This is a genomic window from Segeticoccus sp. (assembly GCF_035708005.1).
The window spans coordinates 1-18,944 of record NZ_DASSTI010000004.1 but is presented as its reverse complement, the minus strand read 5'-3'; the positions used below and the strand labels follow the sequence as shown (position 1 = coordinate 18,944).

The 18,944-nt window shown below is 72.5% G+C and carries 17 protein-coding genes; 8 read left to right on the top strand and 9 right to left on the bottom strand.

Going from position 1 to position 18,944, the window contains the following annotated elements; genetic code table 11:
* A partial coding sequence (locus VFL99_RS00360; RefSeq protein WP_462283427.1) for a nucleotidyltransferase family protein occupies nt 1–416 on the bottom strand: 416 nt, incomplete at its 3' end.
* A 106-nt stretch (nt 417–522) separates the two neighbouring features.
* On the opposite strand from VFL99_RS00360, the gene VFL99_RS00355 reads away from it, so the two are divergent.
* The 3 genes from VFL99_RS00355 to VFL99_RS00345 are packed head-to-tail and all read left to right on the top strand — an operon-like array spanning nt 523 to nt 2,119.
* The gene (locus VFL99_RS00355) at nt 523–1,293 is read left to right on the top strand and encodes an endonuclease/exonuclease/phosphatase family protein (protein WP_325104329.1); all 771 of its coding nucleotides are present in this window, start codon (nt 523–525) and stop codon (nt 1,291–1,293) included.
* A gap of 9 nt (nt 1,294–1,302) precedes the next feature.
* Nucleotides 1,303–1,722, top strand: a complete 420-nt coding sequence (locus VFL99_RS00350; protein WP_325104328.1) for a DUF3054 domain-containing protein — start codon at nt 1,303–1,305, stop codon at nt 1,720–1,722.
* Complete coding sequence (locus VFL99_RS00345; RefSeq protein ID WP_325104327.1) at nt 1,685–2,119, top strand: PPOX class F420-dependent oxidoreductase; 435 nt, start codon at nt 1,685–1,687, stop codon at nt 2,117–2,119. Before VFL99_RS00350 ends, VFL99_RS00345 begins: the two co-directional genes overlap by 38 nt.
* A gap of 32 nt (nt 2,120–2,151) precedes the next feature.
* Here the strand turns inward: VFL99_RS00345 and arc are convergent, their stop codons facing one another.
* The 3 genes from arc to VFL99_RS00330 all read right to left on the bottom strand — a co-directional run bounded on the left by arc (nt 2,152) and on the right by VFL99_RS00330 (nt 6,148).
* The gene (arc, locus tag VFL99_RS00340; RefSeq protein WP_325104326.1) at nt 2,152–3,897 is read right to left on the bottom strand and encodes a proteasome ATPase; all 1,746 of its coding nucleotides are present in this window, start codon (nt 3,895–3,897) and stop codon (nt 2,152–2,154) included.
* Between the two features lie 110 nt (nt 3,898–4,007).
* Nucleotides 4,008–5,006 (bottom strand): tRNA (adenine-N1)-methyltransferase, encoded by a 999-nt coding sequence (locus VFL99_RS00335; RefSeq protein ID WP_325104325.1) that lies wholly within the window; start codon nt 5,004–5,006, stop codon nt 4,008–4,010.
* 11 nt (nt 5,007–5,017) lie between these two features.
* Complete coding sequence (locus VFL99_RS00330; RefSeq protein ID WP_325104324.1) at nt 5,018–6,148, bottom strand: M50 family metallopeptidase; 1,131 nt, start codon at nt 6,146–6,148, stop codon at nt 5,018–5,020.
* Between the two features lie 69 nt (nt 6,149–6,217).
* Between VFL99_RS00330 and VFL99_RS00325 the strand changes: the two genes are divergently transcribed.
* From VFL99_RS00325 to VFL99_RS00310, 4 genes are all read left to right on the top strand, one after another.
* Nucleotides 6,218–7,060, top strand: a complete 843-nt coding sequence (locus VFL99_RS00325) for a RecB family exonuclease (protein WP_325104323.1) — start codon at nt 6,218–6,220, stop codon at nt 7,058–7,060.
* Between the two features lie 27 nt (nt 7,061–7,087).
* Nucleotides 7,088–8,329, top strand: a complete 1,242-nt coding sequence (locus tag VFL99_RS00320; RefSeq protein WP_325104322.1) for a sensor histidine kinase — start codon at nt 7,088–7,090, stop codon at nt 8,327–8,329.
* Nucleotides 8,326–8,988: a response regulator transcription factor gene (locus VFL99_RS00315; RefSeq protein ID WP_325104321.1), complete on the top strand. Its 663-nt coding sequence runs from the start codon at nt 8,326–8,328 to the stop codon at nt 8,986–8,988. The genes VFL99_RS00320 and VFL99_RS00315 overlap by 4 nt, the downstream gene beginning before the upstream one ends.
* Nucleotides 8,989–9,115: 127 nt before the next feature.
* The gene (locus VFL99_RS00310) at nt 9,116–10,888 is read left to right on the top strand and encodes a hypothetical protein (RefSeq protein ID WP_325104320.1); all 1,773 of its coding nucleotides are present in this window, start codon (nt 9,116–9,118) and stop codon (nt 10,886–10,888) included.
* Nucleotides 10,889–10,948: 60 nt separating this feature from the next.
* On the opposite strand, the gene VFL99_RS00305 is transcribed toward VFL99_RS00310, so the two are convergent.
* Nucleotides 10,949–11,635 carry an HAD family hydrolase gene (locus tag VFL99_RS00305; RefSeq protein WP_325104319.1) on the bottom strand — a complete coding sequence of 229 codons (687 nt, stop codon included), beginning with the start codon at nt 11,633–11,635 and terminating at the stop codon, nt 10,949–10,951.
* Nucleotides 11,625–15,176, bottom strand: a complete 3,552-nt coding sequence (metH, locus tag VFL99_RS00300) for a methionine synthase (protein WP_325104318.1) — start codon at nt 15,174–15,176, stop codon at nt 11,625–11,627. The genes VFL99_RS00305 and metH overlap by 11 nt, the downstream gene beginning before the upstream one ends.
* Nucleotides 15,177–15,302: 126 nt before the next feature.
* Here metH and VFL99_RS00295 point away from each other — a divergent pair, with 126 nt between their 5' ends.
* A complete protein-coding gene (locus VFL99_RS00295) occupies nt 15,303–16,166 on the top strand; it encodes a PAC2 family protein (RefSeq protein WP_325104317.1) in 864 nt (287 codons plus the stop codon).
* Here the strand turns inward: VFL99_RS00295 and mshC are convergent.
* The 3 genes from mshC to VFL99_RS00280 form a co-directional block, all read right to left on the bottom strand.
* Entirely contained in the window at nt 16,158–17,543 is a 1,386-nt protein-coding gene (gene mshC, locus VFL99_RS00290; RefSeq protein ID WP_325104316.1) for a cysteine--1-D-myo-inosityl 2-amino-2-deoxy-alpha-D-glucopyranoside ligase, read from the bottom strand. The genes VFL99_RS00295 and mshC overlap by 9 nt on opposite strands.
* Before the next feature lie 23 nt (nt 17,544–17,566).
* Nucleotides 17,567–18,388 (bottom strand): SCO1664 family protein, encoded by an 822-nt coding sequence (locus VFL99_RS00285; RefSeq protein ID WP_325104315.1) that lies wholly within the window; start codon nt 18,386–18,388, stop codon nt 17,567–17,569.
* Between the two features lie 7 nt (nt 18,389–18,395).
* The coding region (locus VFL99_RS00280; protein ID WP_325104314.1) for a DUF3090 domain-containing protein at nt 18,396–18,944 on the bottom strand (549 nt) is incomplete at its 5' end.

The following is an 18,944-nucleotide window of genomic DNA, read 5'->3' as shown; positions in this document are numbered from 1 at the left end:
GCGCAGAGCTTGCTGACGAGCACGTCGGTCGCGGCCAGGACGGGCATGACCACCGACAGCACCTCCAGCTCCTGGGCGCGGTCGAGGGTCCCGTCGTCGACCACGCCGCCGGCCGGCCGGTGGATGACGTCGACCATCGCTCCGTCGGTGAAGACCTTGAACAGCCAGTCCTCCGGTGGCTGCTCGATCCGCAGCCCCTGGCCCTGCAGCGACTCGGCCACCCGCGAGGCCTCTTCGGGAGGCACCATGAAGTCCACGTCGTGGTCCGGCTCCGGCGCACCCCGGGCCCAAGCGGCGTAGCCACCGGCGAGCGCGAAGGGGAGCCCGCTGTCCTTCAGCGCGACCGCCACGCGCTTGAGCGCCTCCCGCAGCGACTCCTGCGACGCCGGTGAGCTGTTCCCAGAGACCTCTGGCATGCCGGAGCGCTACCCGCCCGGCCCGCCGCGCAATCCCGGCGGGTGGGGTCACCCGGCGCGGCGCCGCCGGGTCGAATCCCCGCGCTCCCCACGGCAGACTGGCCGCGTGCGCCTCGTCACCTTCAACATCCTGCACGGATGCTCGGTGCAGGACGGGAAGGTCGACCTCGACCGGTTCGCCACGGCCATCGCGGCCCTGGACGCCGACGTCCTGGCGCTGCAGGAGGTCGACCACCACCAGCAGCGCTCCCACGGTGCGGACCTGACCGCCCTCGCCGCGGAGGCGATGGGCGCCGGTGAGCACCGCTTCGTCCCGGCGATCCTTGGCACCCCCGGGGTGAACTGGCGCCCCGCACACGGTCAGGACGACCCCGACGGCACGGCCTACGGCGTCGCGCTGCTGTCCCGGTATGCCGTGCGCTCCTGGCAGGTGCGCCCCCTCCCGCCTGTGCCCTGGCGGGTGCCGACCTCCTTCCCCGGCCGCCCGAAGCCGGTGCTCGTCACCGACGAGCCGCGCGTCGCGGTGGCGGCCCGGCTGGACAGCCCGGTCGGGGACCTGACCGTGGTGGCCACGCACCTGACGTTCCTGCGCGGGTGGAACACCCAACAGCTCCGGACCGTGACCCGTGAGCTGGTGCCGACCGACCACCCAGCGGTGCTGATGGGCGACCTGAACATGCCGCCGATCCCCGCCACCCGCAACAGCGGCCTGCGCGCCCTCGTCGACGGCCCGACCTACCCGGTCGACGACCCGGCTGAGCAACTGGACCACATCCTCGCGACGGAACGACACCCCCTGCACGTCGAGGACGGCGGGGTGCAGTGCACGGACGTGTCCGACCACTGCGCCCTCTGGGCCCGCGTGGCGCATTGCTAGCGTCGCACCGTGCCCCTCCCCCGACGCCTGCCCACTGCGCTCGCCGCGCTGGTCGACGGTGTGCTGGTCCTGCTGTTCGCCGGGCTGGGCCGGCGCAGCCACCACGAGGGCGGGGCCTTCCTCGGGACCCTGCAGACCGCCTGGCCGTTCCTGGCCGGCGCGGCCGCCGGCTGGGCGCTGCTGCTCCTCGCCCGGCGAGGGGCGCCCGTGCGGGTGCGGCTCGGCATACCGGTGTGGGTGGCTGCCGTCGCGGGCGGGATGCTGTTGCGCGCGGCGACCGGGCAGGGCACGGCGTGGGCGTTCGTCGTCGTGGCCACCGTGGTGCTCGCCGCGTTCCTGCTCGGGTGGCGGGCGCTTGCGCAGGTGGCGTCGGCCCGCCACCGTGGGCGCCATGACCGACGAGCACGCACTGCACCGGCTGATCGCTGACCAGCACCTCGGGACCCTCGCGACGATCAAGCGCGACGGCCGACCCCAGCTGTCGAACGTCTCCTACGCGTATGCCACCGAGAAGCCGGACGAACAGACGGTGCTGGTCTCGGTCACGGACGGCCGCGCGAAGACCCAGAACCTGCGCCGTGACCCGCGCGCCAGCCTCGTCACGTGGGCGAAGGGAGGATGGTCGTATGCCGTCGCCGAGGGGGACGCCGAGCTGTCCCCCGTGGCGGCAGCGCCGGACGACGACACGGTGGAAGAGCTGATCGACGTCTACCGCCGGATCAGCGGGGAGCACCCCGACTGGCAGGAGTACAGGGAGGCGATGGTCGCCGACCGTCGCCTCGTCCTACGGCTGCGTGTCAGCCGGGTCTACGGACTGGTGCGTTGACCGCTGAGCTGACCGCACGGGTCAGCTGAGCGTCAGAGGTACTGCCCGGTGTTGGCGACGTTGTCGATCGAGCGACCGGGCTCGGTGCCGTCCTTGCCGGTGATCAGCGTGCGGATGTAGACGATCCGCTCACCCTTCTTGCCGGAGATCCGGGCCCAGTCGTCCGGGTTCGTCGTGTTCGGCAGGTCCTCGTTCTCCTTGAACTCGTCGACGCACGAGGCGAGCAGGTGCTCCACCCGGATCCCCTTCTGCCCGGTGGTGAGGAACTCCTTGATCGCGTTCTTCTTCGCTCGGTCGACGATGTTCTGGATCATCGCGCCGGAGTTGAAGTCGCGGAAGTAGAGGACCTCCTTGTCACCGTTGGCGTAGGTCACCTCGAGGAAGCGGTTCTCCTCGCTCTCGGTGTACATCCGCTCCACGCAGGCCTGGATCATCGCCTCGACGGTCCGCTGCTTGGAACCGCTGTGCTCGGCGACGTCGTGCTCGTGCAGTGGCAGGTCGGCCGTGAGGTACTTGCTGAAGATGTCGCGGGCGCTCTCGGCGTCGGGGCGCTCGATCTTGATCTTCACGTCCAGCCGGCCGGGGCGCAGGATCGCGGGGTCGATCATGTCCTCGCGGTTGGAGGCCCCGATCACGATGACGTTCTCGAGCCGCTCCACGCCGTCGATCTCGGAGAGCAGCTGGGGGACGATCGTCGTCTCGACGTCGGAGGAGACGCCGGAGCCGCGGGTCCGGAACAGCGAGTCCATCTCGTCGAAGAAGACCACGACCGGCGTGCCGCCGGAGGCCTTCTCGCGGGCCCGCTGGAAGATCAGCCGGATGTGCCGCTCGGTCTCGCCGACGTACTTGTTGAGCAGCTCGGGGCCCTTGATGTTGAGGAAGAAGCTCTTGGTCTCGGTGCGCCCGGTCTTCTCGGCGACCTTGCGCGCGAGCGAAGCCGCCACGGCCTTGGCGATGAGCGTCTTGCCGCATCCGGGCGGCCCGTAGAGCAGGACGCCCTTCGGGGGCCGCAGCGCGTGCTCGCGGAACAGCTCCGGGTGCAGGTAGGGCAGCTCGACGGCGTCGCGGATCTGCTCGATCTGCCCGGCGAGGCCACCGATGTCCTCGTAGGAGATGTCGGGCACCTCCTCGAGCACGAGCTCCTCGACCTCGGCCTTGGGGATCCGCTCGTAGCAGAACGAGGACCGCGGGTCGAGCAGCAGCGCGTCCCCCACCCGCATGGGCTGTCCGACGAGGGGCTCGGTGAGCCGGCAGACCCGCTCCTCGTCGGCGTGGGCCACGACGAGCACGCGGTCCTCCCCCAACCGCTCCTTGACCATGACGACTTCACCGACGCGCTCGTAGCCGCAGACGGCCACCACGTTGAGCGCCTCGTTGAGCATGACCTCGCGCCCGGCGCTGAGGTCGGCAGGGTCGACGGATGGCGACACCGCGACGCGCATCTTGCGGCCGCTGGTGAGGATGTCGACGGTGCTGTCGTCGTGCGGCTCGACGATCAGGCCGTAGGCCGAGGGCGGCTGGGCGAGCCGGTCCACCTCCGCCTTGAGGGTGACGATCTGCTCGCGCGCCTCCTTGAGGGTGCGGACGAGCCGTTCGTTCTGGGCCGACAGGGTCGACAGGGAGGACTGCAGCTGCAGGAGTCGGTTCTCGAGCTCGCGTGATCGGGTCGGCGACTCGGCGAGTCGGCGGCGCAGGGCCGCCACCTCCTGGGCGAGCCGCTCCTGGGCGAGCGTGTCCTCGGGCTCGTGGGACTGGTTCTCCGGCGAGTGCTCGGACATGCGCGGGACCTCCTCACATGGTGCTGTCGCGCGGCTCCTCCGTCGTCACCACGGACAGCTCGTGGGCCACCAGGTGCGGCCCGTGATTCGACCCTAACCCGATTGCGGCGTCACGTCTCGGAGGCACCGGTCACAGATCGGCGGAGGCGCCGGACCTTCTTGTCCGACACCGGCCGTTCGCCGACGTCCTCCGGCTGCCACTCCCCGCCCTGGGGGTCGTAGGCGCCCTTGGCGGGACGCCGCTTCCGCAGTGGCGCGGTGACCCCGGGCGCGAGCCGCCGCGTCGTGATGAGGAAGCCGGTGTGGCCGTGCATCCGGTGCTCGGGGCGCACGGCGAGGCCCTCGAGGTGCCACCCGCGGACCAGGGACTCCCACGCCTGCGGCTCGGTGTAGCCCCCGTGGTCGCGCATGGCCTCGGCCACCCGGGACAGCTGGGTGGCGGTGGCGACGTAGCAGATCAGGACACCGCCGGGCGCGAGCGCCTCGCCCACCGCGTCGAGGCAGTCCCACGGGGCGAGCATGTCCAGGACGACGCGATCCACCGTGCCCGCCTCGACGGCGTCCGGGAGCTGCTCCACCAGGTCGCCGATGGTGACCTGCCAGGCCGGGTGGTCCTGGCCGAAGAAGGCACGGGCGTTGGCGCGCGCGATGTCGGCGAACTCCTCGCGGCGCTCGAAGGAGTGCAGGTGTCCCTGGTCCCCGACGGCTCGCAGCAGCGACATGGACAGGGCCCCCGAGCCGACGCCGGCCTCGACGACCCGCGCACCGGGGAAGATGTCCGCCATCGCCACGACCTGACCGGCATCCTTGGGGTAGACCACGGCTGCGCCCCGAGGCATCGACAGCACGTAGTCGGCGAGGAGGGGGCGCAGCGCGAGGTACTCCACGCCGGCGGTGTTCTCCACGACCGTGCCGTCGGGTGCGCCGAGGAGGTCGTCGTGCAGCAGGTGGCCCTTGTGGGTGTGGAACCGCTTGCCGGGCGCGAGCGTGATCGTGTGCATCCTCCCCTTGGGGTCGGTCAGCTGCACCCGGTCGCCGGGCCGGAAGGGCCCGCGTCGGCAGTCGGACCCGGTCGGTGCGGACGGGGTCGCTGGTGGGCCGTCGGTCATGGCGGGAAAGTCTAGGAGCCGCCGAGGTCCTCGACGCGGACCGCCTTGTCGATCACCCCACGCGGATCGCGCACGGGCACCTCCCGCACGCCGAGCTCCTGCATCACGCGCACCACGTCGGTGATGTCGTCCTGCGGCCCGGCGTCGACCACCCAGCCGGGCGGCCGCGCCCGCAGCACGGCCGTGAGCGGCGTGCCGCCCTGTCGCTCGAACGGGATCGCGGACAGCGCCTGGGTGTCCACCGTGCCGAGTGCGGTGCCGTCGGGGGCGACCACCACGACCAGCACGCCGGCGCGTCCGGTCTGCACGAGCCGCGAGAGGTCGGCCACGGTGCCGTGCACCGGGATGGTGCTCGCGGGCTGCCACACGGTGGCCACCGGGATGGAGGCGAGCAGCAGCCGGGCCTTCCCTCCGCGGATGGCCTGGGTCGCTCCCGCCCACAGGAAGCCGCCGATGACCAAGGCCCAGATCACGTCATAGATGCTCGGCCGCTGGCCGGACAGGAACGGACGGCCGACGAACCACAGCACGACGCCCGCAGCGACCACCCGGCCGCACCAGCCGGCCGCCACCATGCCCTTGTCCCGGCTTCCGGTCAGCTTCCAGACGAGGGCGTCGACGAGGAAGCCGCCGTCGAGCGGCAGCCCCGGCAGCAGGTTGAACGCCGCGACGAAGCCGTTGGTCCACACGAACGCCACCATGAGCAGGTGGGGCACCCCGACCGGTACGGCCGGCTCCAGCACCGAGCCGACGACCGCCAGGAGGACGTTCGCCACCGGGCCCGCGACGGCCACCAGCGCGCTGTCCCCCGGGCTGGTGTCGGTCGAGTCGTATGCCGTGTGCCCGCCCCACAGGTCGGCGACGATCCGGGCGACCCGGTAGCCGCGGGCGATCCCGACCAGGGCGTGGGCCGCCTCGTGCACCAGCACGGACACGAGCAGCAGGCCGGCGTAGGCCAGGGCCACTGCGTAGGCCAGCGGACCGAGGTCCGGCCGGGCCCGGGCGACCACCGGGCCGAACGTCACGAGGATGACCAGCACGATGATCGGCCAGGTGCGGCCGAGGTAGACCGGGACGCCGGCGACACTGCCGATCCGCAGGCCGGGGCTCCGCTCCACCGCCCGGTCGGCGCCCCTGCTCATGGCCTGAACCCTAATGGTCGTCCCCAGCCTCGCCGTGGGGTGTCGGCACAGGGAACTACAGTTCCGGTCATGCGTGCGGCACTCTCCCCCAGTCGGGCCTCCGACTTCAAGCAGTGCCCGCTGCTCTACCGCTTCCGGGTGATCGACAAGCTCCCGGAGGCGCCCAGTCCTGCCGCGGCCCGCGGCACCCTGGTCCACGCGGTGCTCGAGCGGCTCTTCGACCTCCCGGCCGCCGAACGCACCACCACGGCGGCGCGTGCCCTCCTGGCCCCCGAGTGGCGGCGGATGGCCGACGAGGCCCCCGAGCTGGCCGCGCTCCTCGGGGAGGAGCCGACCGCCGAGCAGGAGTGGCTCACCGAGGCCGCCACGCTGGTGGAGCGCTGGTTCACGTTGGAGGACCCGACCCGGCTGGAGCCCGCGGAGCGTGAGCTCTACGTCGAGACCGAGGTCGAGGGCCTGGTGCTGCGTGGCTACGTCGACCGGCTTGACGTCGCCCCGGGCGGCGCGATGCGGGTCGTCGACTACAAGACGGGCCGCTCCCCCTCGCCGCTGTTCGAGGCCAAGGCGCTGTTCCAGATGAAGTTCTACGCCCTGGTGCTGTGGCGGCTGCGCGGCGAGGTGCCGCGCATGCTGCAACTGGTCTACCTCGGCGACGGCGAGCTGGTCCGCTACTGCCCGGAGGAGCCCGACCTGCTGGCCATGGAGCGGCAGCTCAAGGCGCTCTGGGCGGCGATCGAGCGGGCTGCCGAGACGGGCGACTGGCGCCCGCGCACCAGCCGGCTGTGCGACTGGTGCGACCACCGCCCGCTCTGCCCGGCCTTCGGCGGGACTCCCCCGCCGCTGCCCGACCACGCTGCCGACCTCGCGCTCGACCCGGCCGTCACCGGCGCGGTGGACGTCGTCCAGGCCTGACCGGCCCACTCCCCTAGGATCGGTCGGATGGCGGAGGCGGCGGGGCGCTGGGGGCGCATCGACGAATGGGTCCGCCGACATCCGCTCGCGCCGGACCTGGCCCTCGCCGCGGTCCTGGCCGTCGCCCTCCTGCCCTCCTCCCTGCCCCCGATCCTGAACTCCTCGTGGCCGGCCGCCGGACGCGCCGCGCTGGTCCTCACGCTCCTGGTCGCTCACGGGTCCGTCGCCTTGCGCCGGCTCCGCCCCGCCCTCGCCTTCGGGCTGGCGAGCGCCGCCATGCTCGCCCTACTCGTCCCTCGGGTCGACGGGGCACCCGCGCCCGGCGCTGCTGCCTTCCCGGCCATCCTCCTCCCCAGCGCGCTCGTCTTTCCCGTGCTGCTGTATGCCGTGTCCGCCCGCTGCCGGCGCCAGCTCGCCTCGGCTGCCCTGGTGGTCGGTCTCGTGGGAGCGGCGCTGACCGCGGCGCGACTGTGGAACCTCGCGGGACTGGTCCCCTCGGCGGGGGCGGGTGAGGCGGGACGCACCCGCCTCTACCTGGCGCTCACCCTCGTGGCGAGCGTCCTCGCGCCCTGGGCGCTGGGCCGCTTCCGACAGGTCCGCGTGGACTACGTCGACAGCCTGCGAGAGCGTGGCGCCCGGGAGGAACGCACCCGCATCGCGCGCGAGGTGCACGACGTCGTGGCGCACTCGCTCGCGGTCATGGTCAGCCAGGCCGAGGGGGGCCGGATGGTGTCCGGCGCCGGCTCCCCCGAGGCCCGGGTGTTCCGGACCATCGCCGACACCGGTCGGGAAGCGCTCACCGACATGCGCTCGCTGGTCGGTGTCCTCCGTTCGGGCCGCGACTCCTCGGCAGCGGGCCCGGCGCCACAGCCCGGTCTGGCCGACCTTCCCGCCCTCGTGGACCGGGTGCGCGTGGCGGGCACCCCCGTGACCGTCCACGAGAGTGGCAACACCGGCGAGCTGTCCGCGGTCGGTGAGCTCACGGCATACCGGGTGGTGCAGGAGGCACTGACCAACGTGGTGAAGCACGCGGCGCCCGGCGCGGCGGCGACCCTCCGGCTGCAGTGGCAGCCTGAGGCGCTGGTCGTGGAGGTGCACGACGAGGGCGGTGTGGGTCGTTCGCGGCCCGCCGACGGGTCCGGTGGGCACGGGCTGGACGGGATGCACGAACGGGTTGGCCTGGTCGGTGGCTGCATGGACGTCGCGCGCACCGAGCGCGGCTGGCGGGTGGCGGCGCGGGTGCCCACCCTGCGTGGAGGAAGCCGGTGACGATCCGCGTCGTGATCGTGGATGACCAGGACCTGGTGCGGACCGGGCTGGGCATGGTCGTGGACTCCCAACCCGACCTGGAGGTGGTCGGTGAGGCCGGTGACGGGCTGGCGGCGCTGGAGCTGCTGCGGGTCACCCGCGCCGACGTGGTCCTCATGGACGTCCGGATGCCGAGGCTGGATGGCGTTGAGACCACCCGCCGGCTGCTCGCGAGCGGCGACGACGTGCCGCGGGTCGTGGTGCTGACGACGTTCGACGTGGACGAGTACGCGTTCACCGCGCTACGGGCGGGGGCGAGCGGGTTCCTGCTGAAGGACGCCCCTGCCGAGGACCTCGTCGCGGCGATCCGCACCGTGCACCAAGGTGACGCCGTGATCGCCCCCTCCACGACCCGGCGTCTGCTCGACCACGTCGCCGGCCAGCTCCCCGCACCGGCTGAGGAGCCGCCGCGGCTGCGCCGGTTGACCGAGCGCGAACGCGAGATCCTGCTCGAGCTCGCGACCGGGGCCTCGAACGCCGAGATCGCCGGCCGGCTGTACCTTTCCGAGGCGACGGTCAAGACCCACGTCGGCCGGGTGCTCCAGAAGCTCGGGCTGCGCGACCGGGTGCAGGCGGTCGTGTTGGCCTACGAGTCCGGGCTGGTGCGGCCCGGCCGCTGACTGACATCTGACCGGGCGAGCCACTTCTCCGCCGTCCCTCGCCGAGGGAGGGAATCATCCTCGCGGCGTATGCCGGCGCGACTTCCGGGCGACGCGGTGCGGCGAGCCCACCCACGACGGTGGTGGCATGACACGCGAGGTCCTTGCGTCCACTCCTTCCACTCCCACTCCTTCCACACCACCCGGAATGGGCCGGCTCTGGTCTGCGCTCCACCGACCGGCGCCGGGTGTCCCCCGCTGGGCGCGCGCGGCGGCGCTGCTCATTCCCTGGCTGGTGCTGCCCGCCAGCATCTGGCGCATCGCCGGCGTGGGGTTCCACCTCCCGATCATGGGGGACGTCGAGGCGGGGCGGGGAGACGTGCCCGGGTGGCTGCCGATGGAGGTGTACGTCGTCCTGCTGTCGGTGGGCTCGGAGCTCCTCGCCTTCGCAGCCGTCGGGCTCGTCGCGACGTGGGGTGATCGGGTGCCGGCGTGGGTACCGTTCCTGCGGAAGCGCCGGATCCCGACCCCCGCAGCCGTGGTCCCCGCTGCCCTCGGGGCGACGGTCCTGACCACCTTGTGGACGGTCTCGTTCGTCCAGATCGCCCGCGGCAGGACCATCCAGGGCGATCCGCTGCGCGGCGACTTCGTCTTCGCGCACCTGTCCAGCTGGCAGGGCGTGCTGGCGCTCGCTGCCTACCTGCCGCTGCTGCTGTGGGGACCGTTGCTCGCTGCCGTCACGGTCTCGTACTGGCGCCGGCGGACTTCCGAGGCACGTCACCCCGTCGGCCCGTCACCGCGGGTCCAGGCCCACGGCCTCACGGACAACAGCGGTCGCAGCCGCAACCGCCGTCCCCGCACCGGAGGACTGCTGCGCTGGGCTTCCCGCGTAGCGCTCACCTGGGCGAGCGGCTACCTCGTGCTCGGCCTGGCGTGGCTCGCCGGTGGGCCCGGGTATCCCTGGCAGGGCGGCGGGCGGCTGAGCCGCTCGGTCTCGATCGTCGACCCGCTCTCGCCCCGGACCGGGGCTCTCCTGGTGGTCGCCGCGGCCACGCTGGGCCTGCTGCTCCTCGCCACCACGCGTTGGCTCGGCGCTCGGCCCCGTCCGGTGCTCGGCCGGGCCACCGCCGTCATCGGCGGCCTCCTCGGTCTCGTCGTTGCCGTGGCCGTGCCGGACGTGCGGTTGCTGCAGGGACTCGGCTACGCGCCGATGGTCTGGGGCGGCTGGGCCCTCGGCCTGCTGGACGTCTCACCGCTCGAGGCCTACCCCTGGGCCTGGTGGAACCTGCTGCTGTGGGCGGTCGGCGGCCTGGCGCTGCTCGGCGTGAGCGTTCGCGCCTGGCGGGACGCGGCGGGCGCCTGCCGACGGTGCGGTCGCCGGCCGGGCCGATCGGAGGCCCGGACCCGGCACCGCGCGCTCGCCGTGGGCCGGGTCGCCGTGGCCGTCGCCGTCGCGGTGCCGGTGGGCTACGCCGTGACCCGCTACGCCTGGGCCCTCGGCTACCCGCTCGGCGTCCGGCAGCATACGCTGGATGACCTCGGCCCAGGGGTCTGGTTCGGTGCCGGGCTGGCGACATTCGGCCTGCTCGGCGCGGTCCTCGAGCTGGGCCTGGTGCAGCCTTGGGGTGAGCGCTTCCCCCGCTGGATGCCTCGCCTCGCGGGCCGGCGGGTGCCGGTCGGGATCGCCGTCGTGCCGGCATCGGTCGTGGCCCTGGCCGTCTCCTCGGCCGGCGTGATGTTCATCCGGCTCATCCTCTCTGGGGAGTTCGACGGCTTGTTCCCAGCCGAGTTGCCGGACGTGGCCGGTTGGCTGCCGGAGATGTTCTGGCCCGTCTGGGGTACCGCCCTCGCCGTGGCCACCGCGGCGTATGCCGTGCGCCGTCGCCCCACCTGCCCGGCCTGCTCGGACCCCTCGCACTGACGACGTGGTCTGTGGCGTTTCGCCCGTGCCGAGACACGCGAAACGCCACAGACGGGGTGGTCAGTGGAAGAGGGGGAGCAGGTCGTGTGGGCCGAGACCGGCGAGCGTCGGCACCTGCACGGCGCCCGGCATGACCGGGACCGGGACGGCGTGCGGCACGGCGATCGTGCGCACCCCGGCGGCGACGGCTGAGGCGACCCCGGGCGGCGAGTCCTCGATGGCCAGGCAGTCGGCCAGCTCCGCACCGACCAGCCGGGCCGCGGTGAGGTACGGCGCCGGGTGCGGCTTGCCGTGCTCGACCTCGTCGCCGGTCACCACGTGGCTGAAGGTGCCCGACGGCAGGTCGGACAGCACCGCCTCGGCGAGCTCACGCCACGACATGGTCACGAGCACGCAGGGCACGTCCGCGGTGACAAGGCCCTCCAGCAGCTCCAGTGCACCGGGGCGCCAGGGGGCGTGCTCCTTGACCCGCCGCACGACGCCGGCGAGCAGGGCCTGGACGACCTGCGGCGCCGACAGGGTCACCGGCGAGTGGTCGATGATGAACTGCGCCGACACCATGAGGTCGTTGCCGACCAGCTGCATCGCGTGCTCGTGCGTCCACACCCCGCCGTGGCTCTCCACGAGCGCCTGCTCCTCAGCCATCCAGTAGGGCTCGGTGTCGACCAGCGTGCCGTCCATGTCCCACAGGACGGCCGCGGGCAGACCCAGTCGCGGGCCAGCGTGCGCCGGTGTGTCAGGTCGCATTGAAGTACTTGGCCTCCGGGTGGTGGACCACGATCGCGTCCGTCGACTGCTCGGGGTGCAGCTGCAGCTCCTCGGACAGGCTCACCCCGATCCGCTCCGGTTCGAGCAGCGCCACGCTGACGGCCCGGTCCTCCAGGTTGGGACAGGCGGGGTAGCCGAACGAGTAGCGCGACCCGCGGTAGTGCTGGTCGAGGATGCCGCCGAGCTCGCCGCTGTCCTCCCGGCCGAAGCCGAGCTCGTCGCGGACCCGGGCGTGCCACATCTCGGCGAGGGCCTCGGTCAGCTGCACTGACAGGCCGTGCAGCTCGAGGTACTCCCGGTAGGCGTTCTCCGCGAACAACCGCGCCGTCTCCTGCGCGATCCGCGAGCCCATGGTGACGAGCTGGAAGGCGATGACGTCCGGTTGGCCGTCCTCGGCATACCGCTCCTTGCTGCGGAAGAAGTCGGCGAGGCACAGCCGGCGGTCACGGCGCTGCCGGGGGAAGTGCAGTCGCGCACGCTCGGTGCCCTGCTCCGGTCCCTCGTGATGGAGGACGACGAGGTCGTTGCCCTCGCTGTAGCACGGGAAGTAGCCGTAGACGACCGCCGCCTCGAGCAGTCCCTCGGTCTTGATCCGGTCCAGCCACATCCGCAGCCGCGGGCGCCCCTCGGTCTCGACGAGCTCCTCGTATGACGGGCCGGTGTCACCGCGGCTGCCCCGCAGCCCCCACTGCCCGAGGAAGGTCGCCCGCTCATCGAGGTATGACGTGAACTCGCCCTGCGCGATCCCCTTGACCACCCGGCTGCCCCAGAACGGCGGCGTCGGGATCGGGTTGTCGGTGGCGACGTGGGAGCGGGTCGTGTCATCCAGGGCGCTGTCGTCGACCTCGACGTGCCGCTGGCGGACCCGGCGCTTGCGCCGCTCGGGGAAGGTGTCGGCGACGGTGAGGTCGGGACTGGTCCGCGCCAACGCGACCGCGTCCATCAGGCGGAGCCCCTCGAACGCGTCACGGGCATAACGCACTTCGCCCTCGTAGATCTCGGCGAGGTCGTTCTCGACGTAGGCGCGGGTCAGCGCCGCCCCGCCCAGCAGGATCGGCCAGCGCGACGACAACCCGCGGGAGTTGAGCTCCTCGAGGTTCTCCTTCATCACGACGGTCGACTTGACCAGCAGGCCGCTCATGCCGATGGCATCGACGGCGTTCTCCTCGGCGACGCGCACGATCTCGCTGATCGGCTGCTTGATGCCGATGTTGACGACCTCATAGCCGTTGTTCGACAGGATGATGTCCACGAGGTTCTTGCCGATGTCGTGGACGTCGCCCTTGACGGTCGCCAGCAGGATCCGCGCCTTGGCCTCCCGCTTGCCGCCCCCGGACTCCTCCTCGATGAACGGCTCGAGCCAGGCGACGGCGGCCTTCATCACCTCGGCGGACTGCAGCACGAACGGCAGCTGCATCTCGCCGCGCCCGAAGAGCTCGCCGACCGTCTTCATACCCTCGAGCAGGTGGTCGTTGATGACGTCGAGCGGCCCCAGGCCCTTGTCGAGCGCGGCCTGCAGGTCCTCCTCCAGTCCGTTGCGCTCGCCATCGACGATGCGGCGCGCCAGCCGCTCCTCCAGGGGCAGCGCGGCCATCTCGTCGGCCCGCGACGCCTTCATCGAGGCGGCGTCGACGCCCTCGAACAGCTCGAGGAACTTCGCCAGCGGGTCGTAGAGCAGCGCGCTGTCCCCCGGCTCGCCGGCCCAGCGGCGACGGTCGTGGACGAGGTCGAGCGCGACCTCCCGTTGCTCGTCGGGGATGCGGGCCACGGGCAGGATCTTGGCGGCGTGCACGATCGCCGAGTCGAGCCCGGCCTTGACCGCCTCGTGCAGGAAGACGGAGTTCAGCACGACCCGGGCGGCCGGGTTCAGCCCGAACGACACGTTGGAGACCCCGAGCGTGGTCTGGACCTCCGGGTAGCGGTGCTTGATCTCCCGGATCGCCTCGATGGTCTCCAGCGCGTCGCGGCGGGTCTCCTCCTGGCCGGTAGCGATCGGGAAGGTGAGGCAGTCCACGATGATGTCGCCGACCTCCATCCCCCACTGGCCGGTGAGCGTGTCGATGAGCCGACTGGCGACGGCCACCTTGTGGTCGCGCGTGCGGGCCTGCCCCTGCTCGTCGATCGTGAGGGCGACCACGGCCGCGCCGTGCTCCTTGATGATCGGCATCACCCGCGCGAACCGGGAGTTCGGCCCGTCTCCGTCCTCGTAGTTGACCGAGTTGACCACGGCCCGGCCACCGAGCAGCTCCAGGCCGGCCTCGACGACGGCGGGCTCGGTCGAGTCGAGCACCAGCGGCAGGGTGCTGGCGGTCGCCAGGCGCGAGGCCAGCTCGCGCATGTCCGCGACGCCGTCGCGCCCGACGTAGTCGACGCACACGTCGAGCAGGTGGGCGCCGTCCCGGGTCTGGTTGCGGGCGATCTCGACGCAGTCGTCCCACCGCTGCTCGATCATCGCCTCGCGGAACGCCTTGGAACCGTTGGCGTTCGTGCGTTCTCCGATCGAGAGGAACGAGGCGTCCTGCCGGAAGGGGACCGACTGGTAGAGGGAGGCCACGCTGGCCTCGTGCCGGGGCCGTCGGGCAGCCGGCTCGCGGCCGCGCACCGCCTCCACCACCCGCGCGAGGTGCTCCGGTGTGGTCCCGCAACAGCCGCCGACGAGGGAGAGCCCGAACTCGTCGATGAACTGCACGTGGGCCCGCGCCAGCTCCTCGGGCGTGAGTGGGTAACGGGCACCGTCCTTCGTGAGCTCCGGGAGGCCGGCGTTCGGCATGCAGGTGACCGGGACCCGAGCGTGCCGGGACAGGTGCCGCAGGTGCTCGCTCATCTCGGTGGGCCCCGTCGCGCAGTTGAGCCCGATCGCGTCGATCCCCAACGGCTCCAACGCTGTCAGTGCCGCGCCGATCTCGGTGCCCATGAGCATCGTGCCAGTGGTCTCGACGGTGACGGACGCGAAGACGGGCAGGTCCTCACCCGCCTCGGTCAGCGCCCGACGGCAGCCGATGACCGCCGCCTTGGTCTGCAGCAGGTCCTGCGAGGTCTCGACCAGCAGCAGGTCGGCGCCGCCCTCGATCAGCCCGCGAGCCTGCTCGGCGTAAGCGTCGCGCAGGGTCGCGAAGGCGATGTGGCCCAAGGACGGCAGCTTGGTGCCTGGCCCCATGGAACCGATGACGAAGCGCGGGTGGTCCTCGGTCGACCACCGTTGCGCCGCCTCGGCGGCGATCTGCGCGCCGACGCGAGCGAGCTCACGGATCCGGTCGGAGATGCCGTACTCGCCGAGGTTGGCGAGGTTTGCCCCGAAGGTGTTGGTCTCGACCGCGTCGACCCCGACCTCGAGGTAGGCCTCGTGCACCCCGCGCACGATGTCGGGGCGGGTGACGTTGAGGATCTCGTTGCAGCCTTCGTGGCCCTCGAAGTCCTCCATGGTGGGGTCCGCCGCCTGCAGCATCGTGCCCATCGCGCCGTCGGCGACGAGGACCCGTGAGGCAAGCAGGTCGCGGAACAGGTCAGAGCGGCTGCTCAATGTGCTGGACCTTCCGATCGAGGGGTGCTCGGCGAGTCTATCGGCGTGCGTTCCGCGTGCCGCGTCGGTGTTCCGTAGGCTGGGAGGCGGCCCACCGGACCCGGGGGCCGCTGGTCAGGAGGTGCGGTGCTCCACCACGAGGACATGCCCGAGTTGCGCGACCCGTTGATGGTCGCTGCCTTCGAGGGGTGGAATGACGCCGGCGAGGCGGCGACGTCGGCCGTCGACCACCTGGCGCAGGTCTGGGGGGCCGAGCCGGTCGCCGCGCTCGACCCCGAGGACTACTACGACTTCCAGGTCAACCGTCCGCGGGTGGTCCGCGAGGGCACGGACCGGCAGATCCAGTGGCCGACGACGCACATCCTGCTGGCCACCGAGACTCCGATGGAACGGGACGTGCTGCTCGTCCGTGGTATCGAGCCGTCGATGCGGTGGCGCGCCTTCACCAGCGAGCTGCTGGCCTTCGCCGAGGACGCCGGTGTCTCGTTGCTCATCACGCTCGGTGGCCTGCTCGCCGACGTGCCCCACACCCGCCCCATCCCGGTGACCGCCACCTCCGACGACGAGGTGCTGCGGCACCGCTACGGATTGGAGCCCAGCAGCTACGAAGGCCCGACCGGCATCGTCGGGGTCGTCACCGACGGCGCCCGCAAGCTCAGCCTGCCGGCCCTGTCCTGCTGGGCGGCGGTCCCCCACTACGCCGGGGGCTCGCCGTCCCCCAAGGCGACGCTCGGGCTGGTCTCCAAGGTCGAGGAGATGCTCGGCATCGTCGTCTCCCACGGTGAGCTGTCCGACCAGGCACGCGCCTGGGAGCACGGAGTCGACGAGCTGGCCTCGGCCGACGACGAGGTCGCCGAGTACGTCCACTCCCTCGAGGAGGCCCAGGACACCGCCGACCTGCCGGAGGCGAGCGGTGACGCGATCGCCAAGGAGTTCGAGCGCTACCTGCGCCGGCGCAGCGAGGACGAGGGGCCCGGCGGGTCAGCCTGACGTCACGGCGGTCTCGGACGCCGCCGGCTCCGACGCCGGCCCGGACTCCGACTCCGGTGTGGGCCGGAGGCGCACCCCGAGCAGCGCCTCAACCGCCCGGGCCACCGCACTCGCCGCTGCCGCCGGTGTCGCCATCGCCGCGGCAGCCGGCTCGGGGCGGCCCAGCGTCTCGCGCGCCCACGCGTCCACGGCGGTCAGGGCGCCCGGGCTGTCCAGGTCGTCCGCGAGGCGCTCGCGCAGCGCCTGCACGACCGGCTCGGCCGGCGCGGCATCGGTGCGCGCAGCAGCAGCGGTCCAGGTGCGGAGCCGGTCCTGCGCCTCCTGCAGCAGCTCGTCGGTCCACTCCCACGGCGTCCGGTAGTGCCGGGCCAGCAAGGCCAGCCGGATGGCCCGGGGGTCGACGCCCTGCCGGCGGAGCGTCGAGACCAGGACGAGGTTGCCGAGCGACTTGCTCATCTTCTCCCCGTCGAGGCCGACCATCGCCTGGTGCACGTAGACCTGCGCGAACGGCTGCTCACCGGTGAGCGCAACCGCCTGCACGGCACTCATCTCGTGGTGCGGGAAGACGAGGTCGGTGCCGCCGCCCTGCACGTCGAAGGACATGCCGAGGTGGTCCAGGGCGATGGTGGTGCACTCGATGTGCCACCCGGGCCGGCCGTCGCCGAGCTCCCCGCCGTTCCACCGGGGTTCGCCTGTGCGCGCGGCGCGCCACAGCAGCGGGTCCAGCGGATCGCGCTTGCCCGGGCGGTCGGGGTCACCACCGCGCTCGGCGAAGACCTCGAGCATCTGCTCGCGGCTCCAGCCCGAGACGCTGCCGAAGCTCGGCTGCCGCGCCAGGTCGAGGTAGACGTCCTCCCCGCCCGGACCGTCCTGCGACGTCGCCGCTGCACCGTCTCGCGGCTCCTGCGACGTCGCCGCTGGCAGCGTGTATGCCGCCCCGCTGGCCAGCAGCTGCGAGATCGCCTTCACATCGCTCGGGATGCCCTCGACGGCGCTGACGTAGTGGTCCGGTGGGATGACCGACAACGCGGCCATGTCCTCGCGGAACAGCGCGGTCTCGCGCTCAGCCAGGTCCTGCCAGTCGATCCCGTCGCGCTCGGCCCGCTCGAGCAGCGGCTCGTCGACATCGGTCACGTTCTGCACGTAGGTGACCTCGTGCCCGGCGTCGCGCAGGGCACGGCCGAGCAGGTCGAAGGTGACGTAGGTCGCCGCGTGCCCCATGTGGGTGGCGTCGTAGGGCGTGATGCCGCAGACGTAGATCCCGGCCACCGGCCCGGGGGTGAGCTCGCGCACCTCCCCGGTGGAGCTGTCGTGGACGCGGGGGCGAGGCCCGTCACCGGGGACCTCGGGGACGTCGGGTGCGGGCCAAGCGATCACCGCACGAGCCTATCCGCCGCCGCTCACCACAGTGGCCAGGGGATCACCGGCCAGTGGCCCGACGGATCGGGGAAGCAGTCCTGCTGCAGCAGCCGGTTCACGCGTCGTCGGAGCGCCGTCACCTCGGCGGCGGAGAGGAGCCGCTTCAGCTGCGTGCGAGCGGGAGCATCGGCATCCGCCAGCGCGCCGGCGAGCCGCGTCAACCGCTCCCGGTCGGGCGCCGGCAGGGGGTCGCCCACCCAGCCCCACAGCACCGTCCGCAGCTTGGGCTCGGTGTGGAAGCTGACGCCGTGGTCGACGACGTAGACCCGCCCCGACTCGGCGACCAGCAGGTGCGAGGCCTTGCGGTCGGCATTGTTGATGACCGCGTCCAGCACGGCAACCGAGGCGAGGTCCGGTCGGTCCCGGTGCGCCACGACCACGGTCTCGTCGTCCTCGTCCTGGGCCCGCATCACGGGCAGCCAGCCCTCCGGCAGGCGGTGCGGTGGCAGCACGTCGACGAGGTCCGGCGGCGGGACGGAGGGCGGGTCGATCCACAGCTGCACGGAACCCGGGCCGAACGGCCCCTCCCGCAACACGGTGGGCGGCACGAGCCCCCATCCGCCGGCGTCGGAGACGACGAAGGCCGCGACCTCGCGAGCGGCCAGCGTGCCGGTCGGGAAGTCCCACAGCGGGCGTTCACCGCGGACCGGCTTGTAGAGCACCCGGGCGGAGCGCCCGGCATGTTCGACCTGGCAGCGCAGGGCGACGTTGGACGCGTCCACCACCTGCCCCTCCGGCTCGAGCGCACCGCACTCGAGCAGCTGCAGGACCGCCGGGTCGGTGGCCAGGTCGTCGGGTCGCACCGTGCCGCTAGCGCTTGTAGCCGTTCGCACGCGGGCAGATGTGCCCGTCGGCGTCCAGCGGTCCGCCGCAGAACGGGCAGGACGGGCGCCCGGCCGCCACGAGGGCCCGGCAGCGCCGGGCGAAGGCGCGGGCGGCGGCCGGCGGGATCACCACGCGCAGCACCGTCTGCTCGGCGTCGAAAACCTCGACCACGTTGCCGCTGTCGTCATCGACGTCGAGGTCGACATCGCCGTCGTGGCACTCCAGGATCACGACGCTGCGGTCCGCGTCCCACCCGAGGCTCATGCTGCCGACCCGGAACTCGTCCTCGATCGGGGTGTCGAGCGGCGCGTTGTCGAGCGCACCGTCTGGCAGGGGCTCGGCCGCCGCTCCCCCGGCGAAGTCGTCGAGGAGGTCGTTGAGCCGGTCGGCGAGCACGTCGACCTGCTGCTTCTCGAGCGACACGGACGTCAGCCTGCGGCCGCTGCTGGCCTGCAGGAAGAACGTGCGTTGCCCGGGAGGCCCCACGGTGCCCGCGACGAACCGCTCCGGAGGATCGAACTCGATGACCGGCAT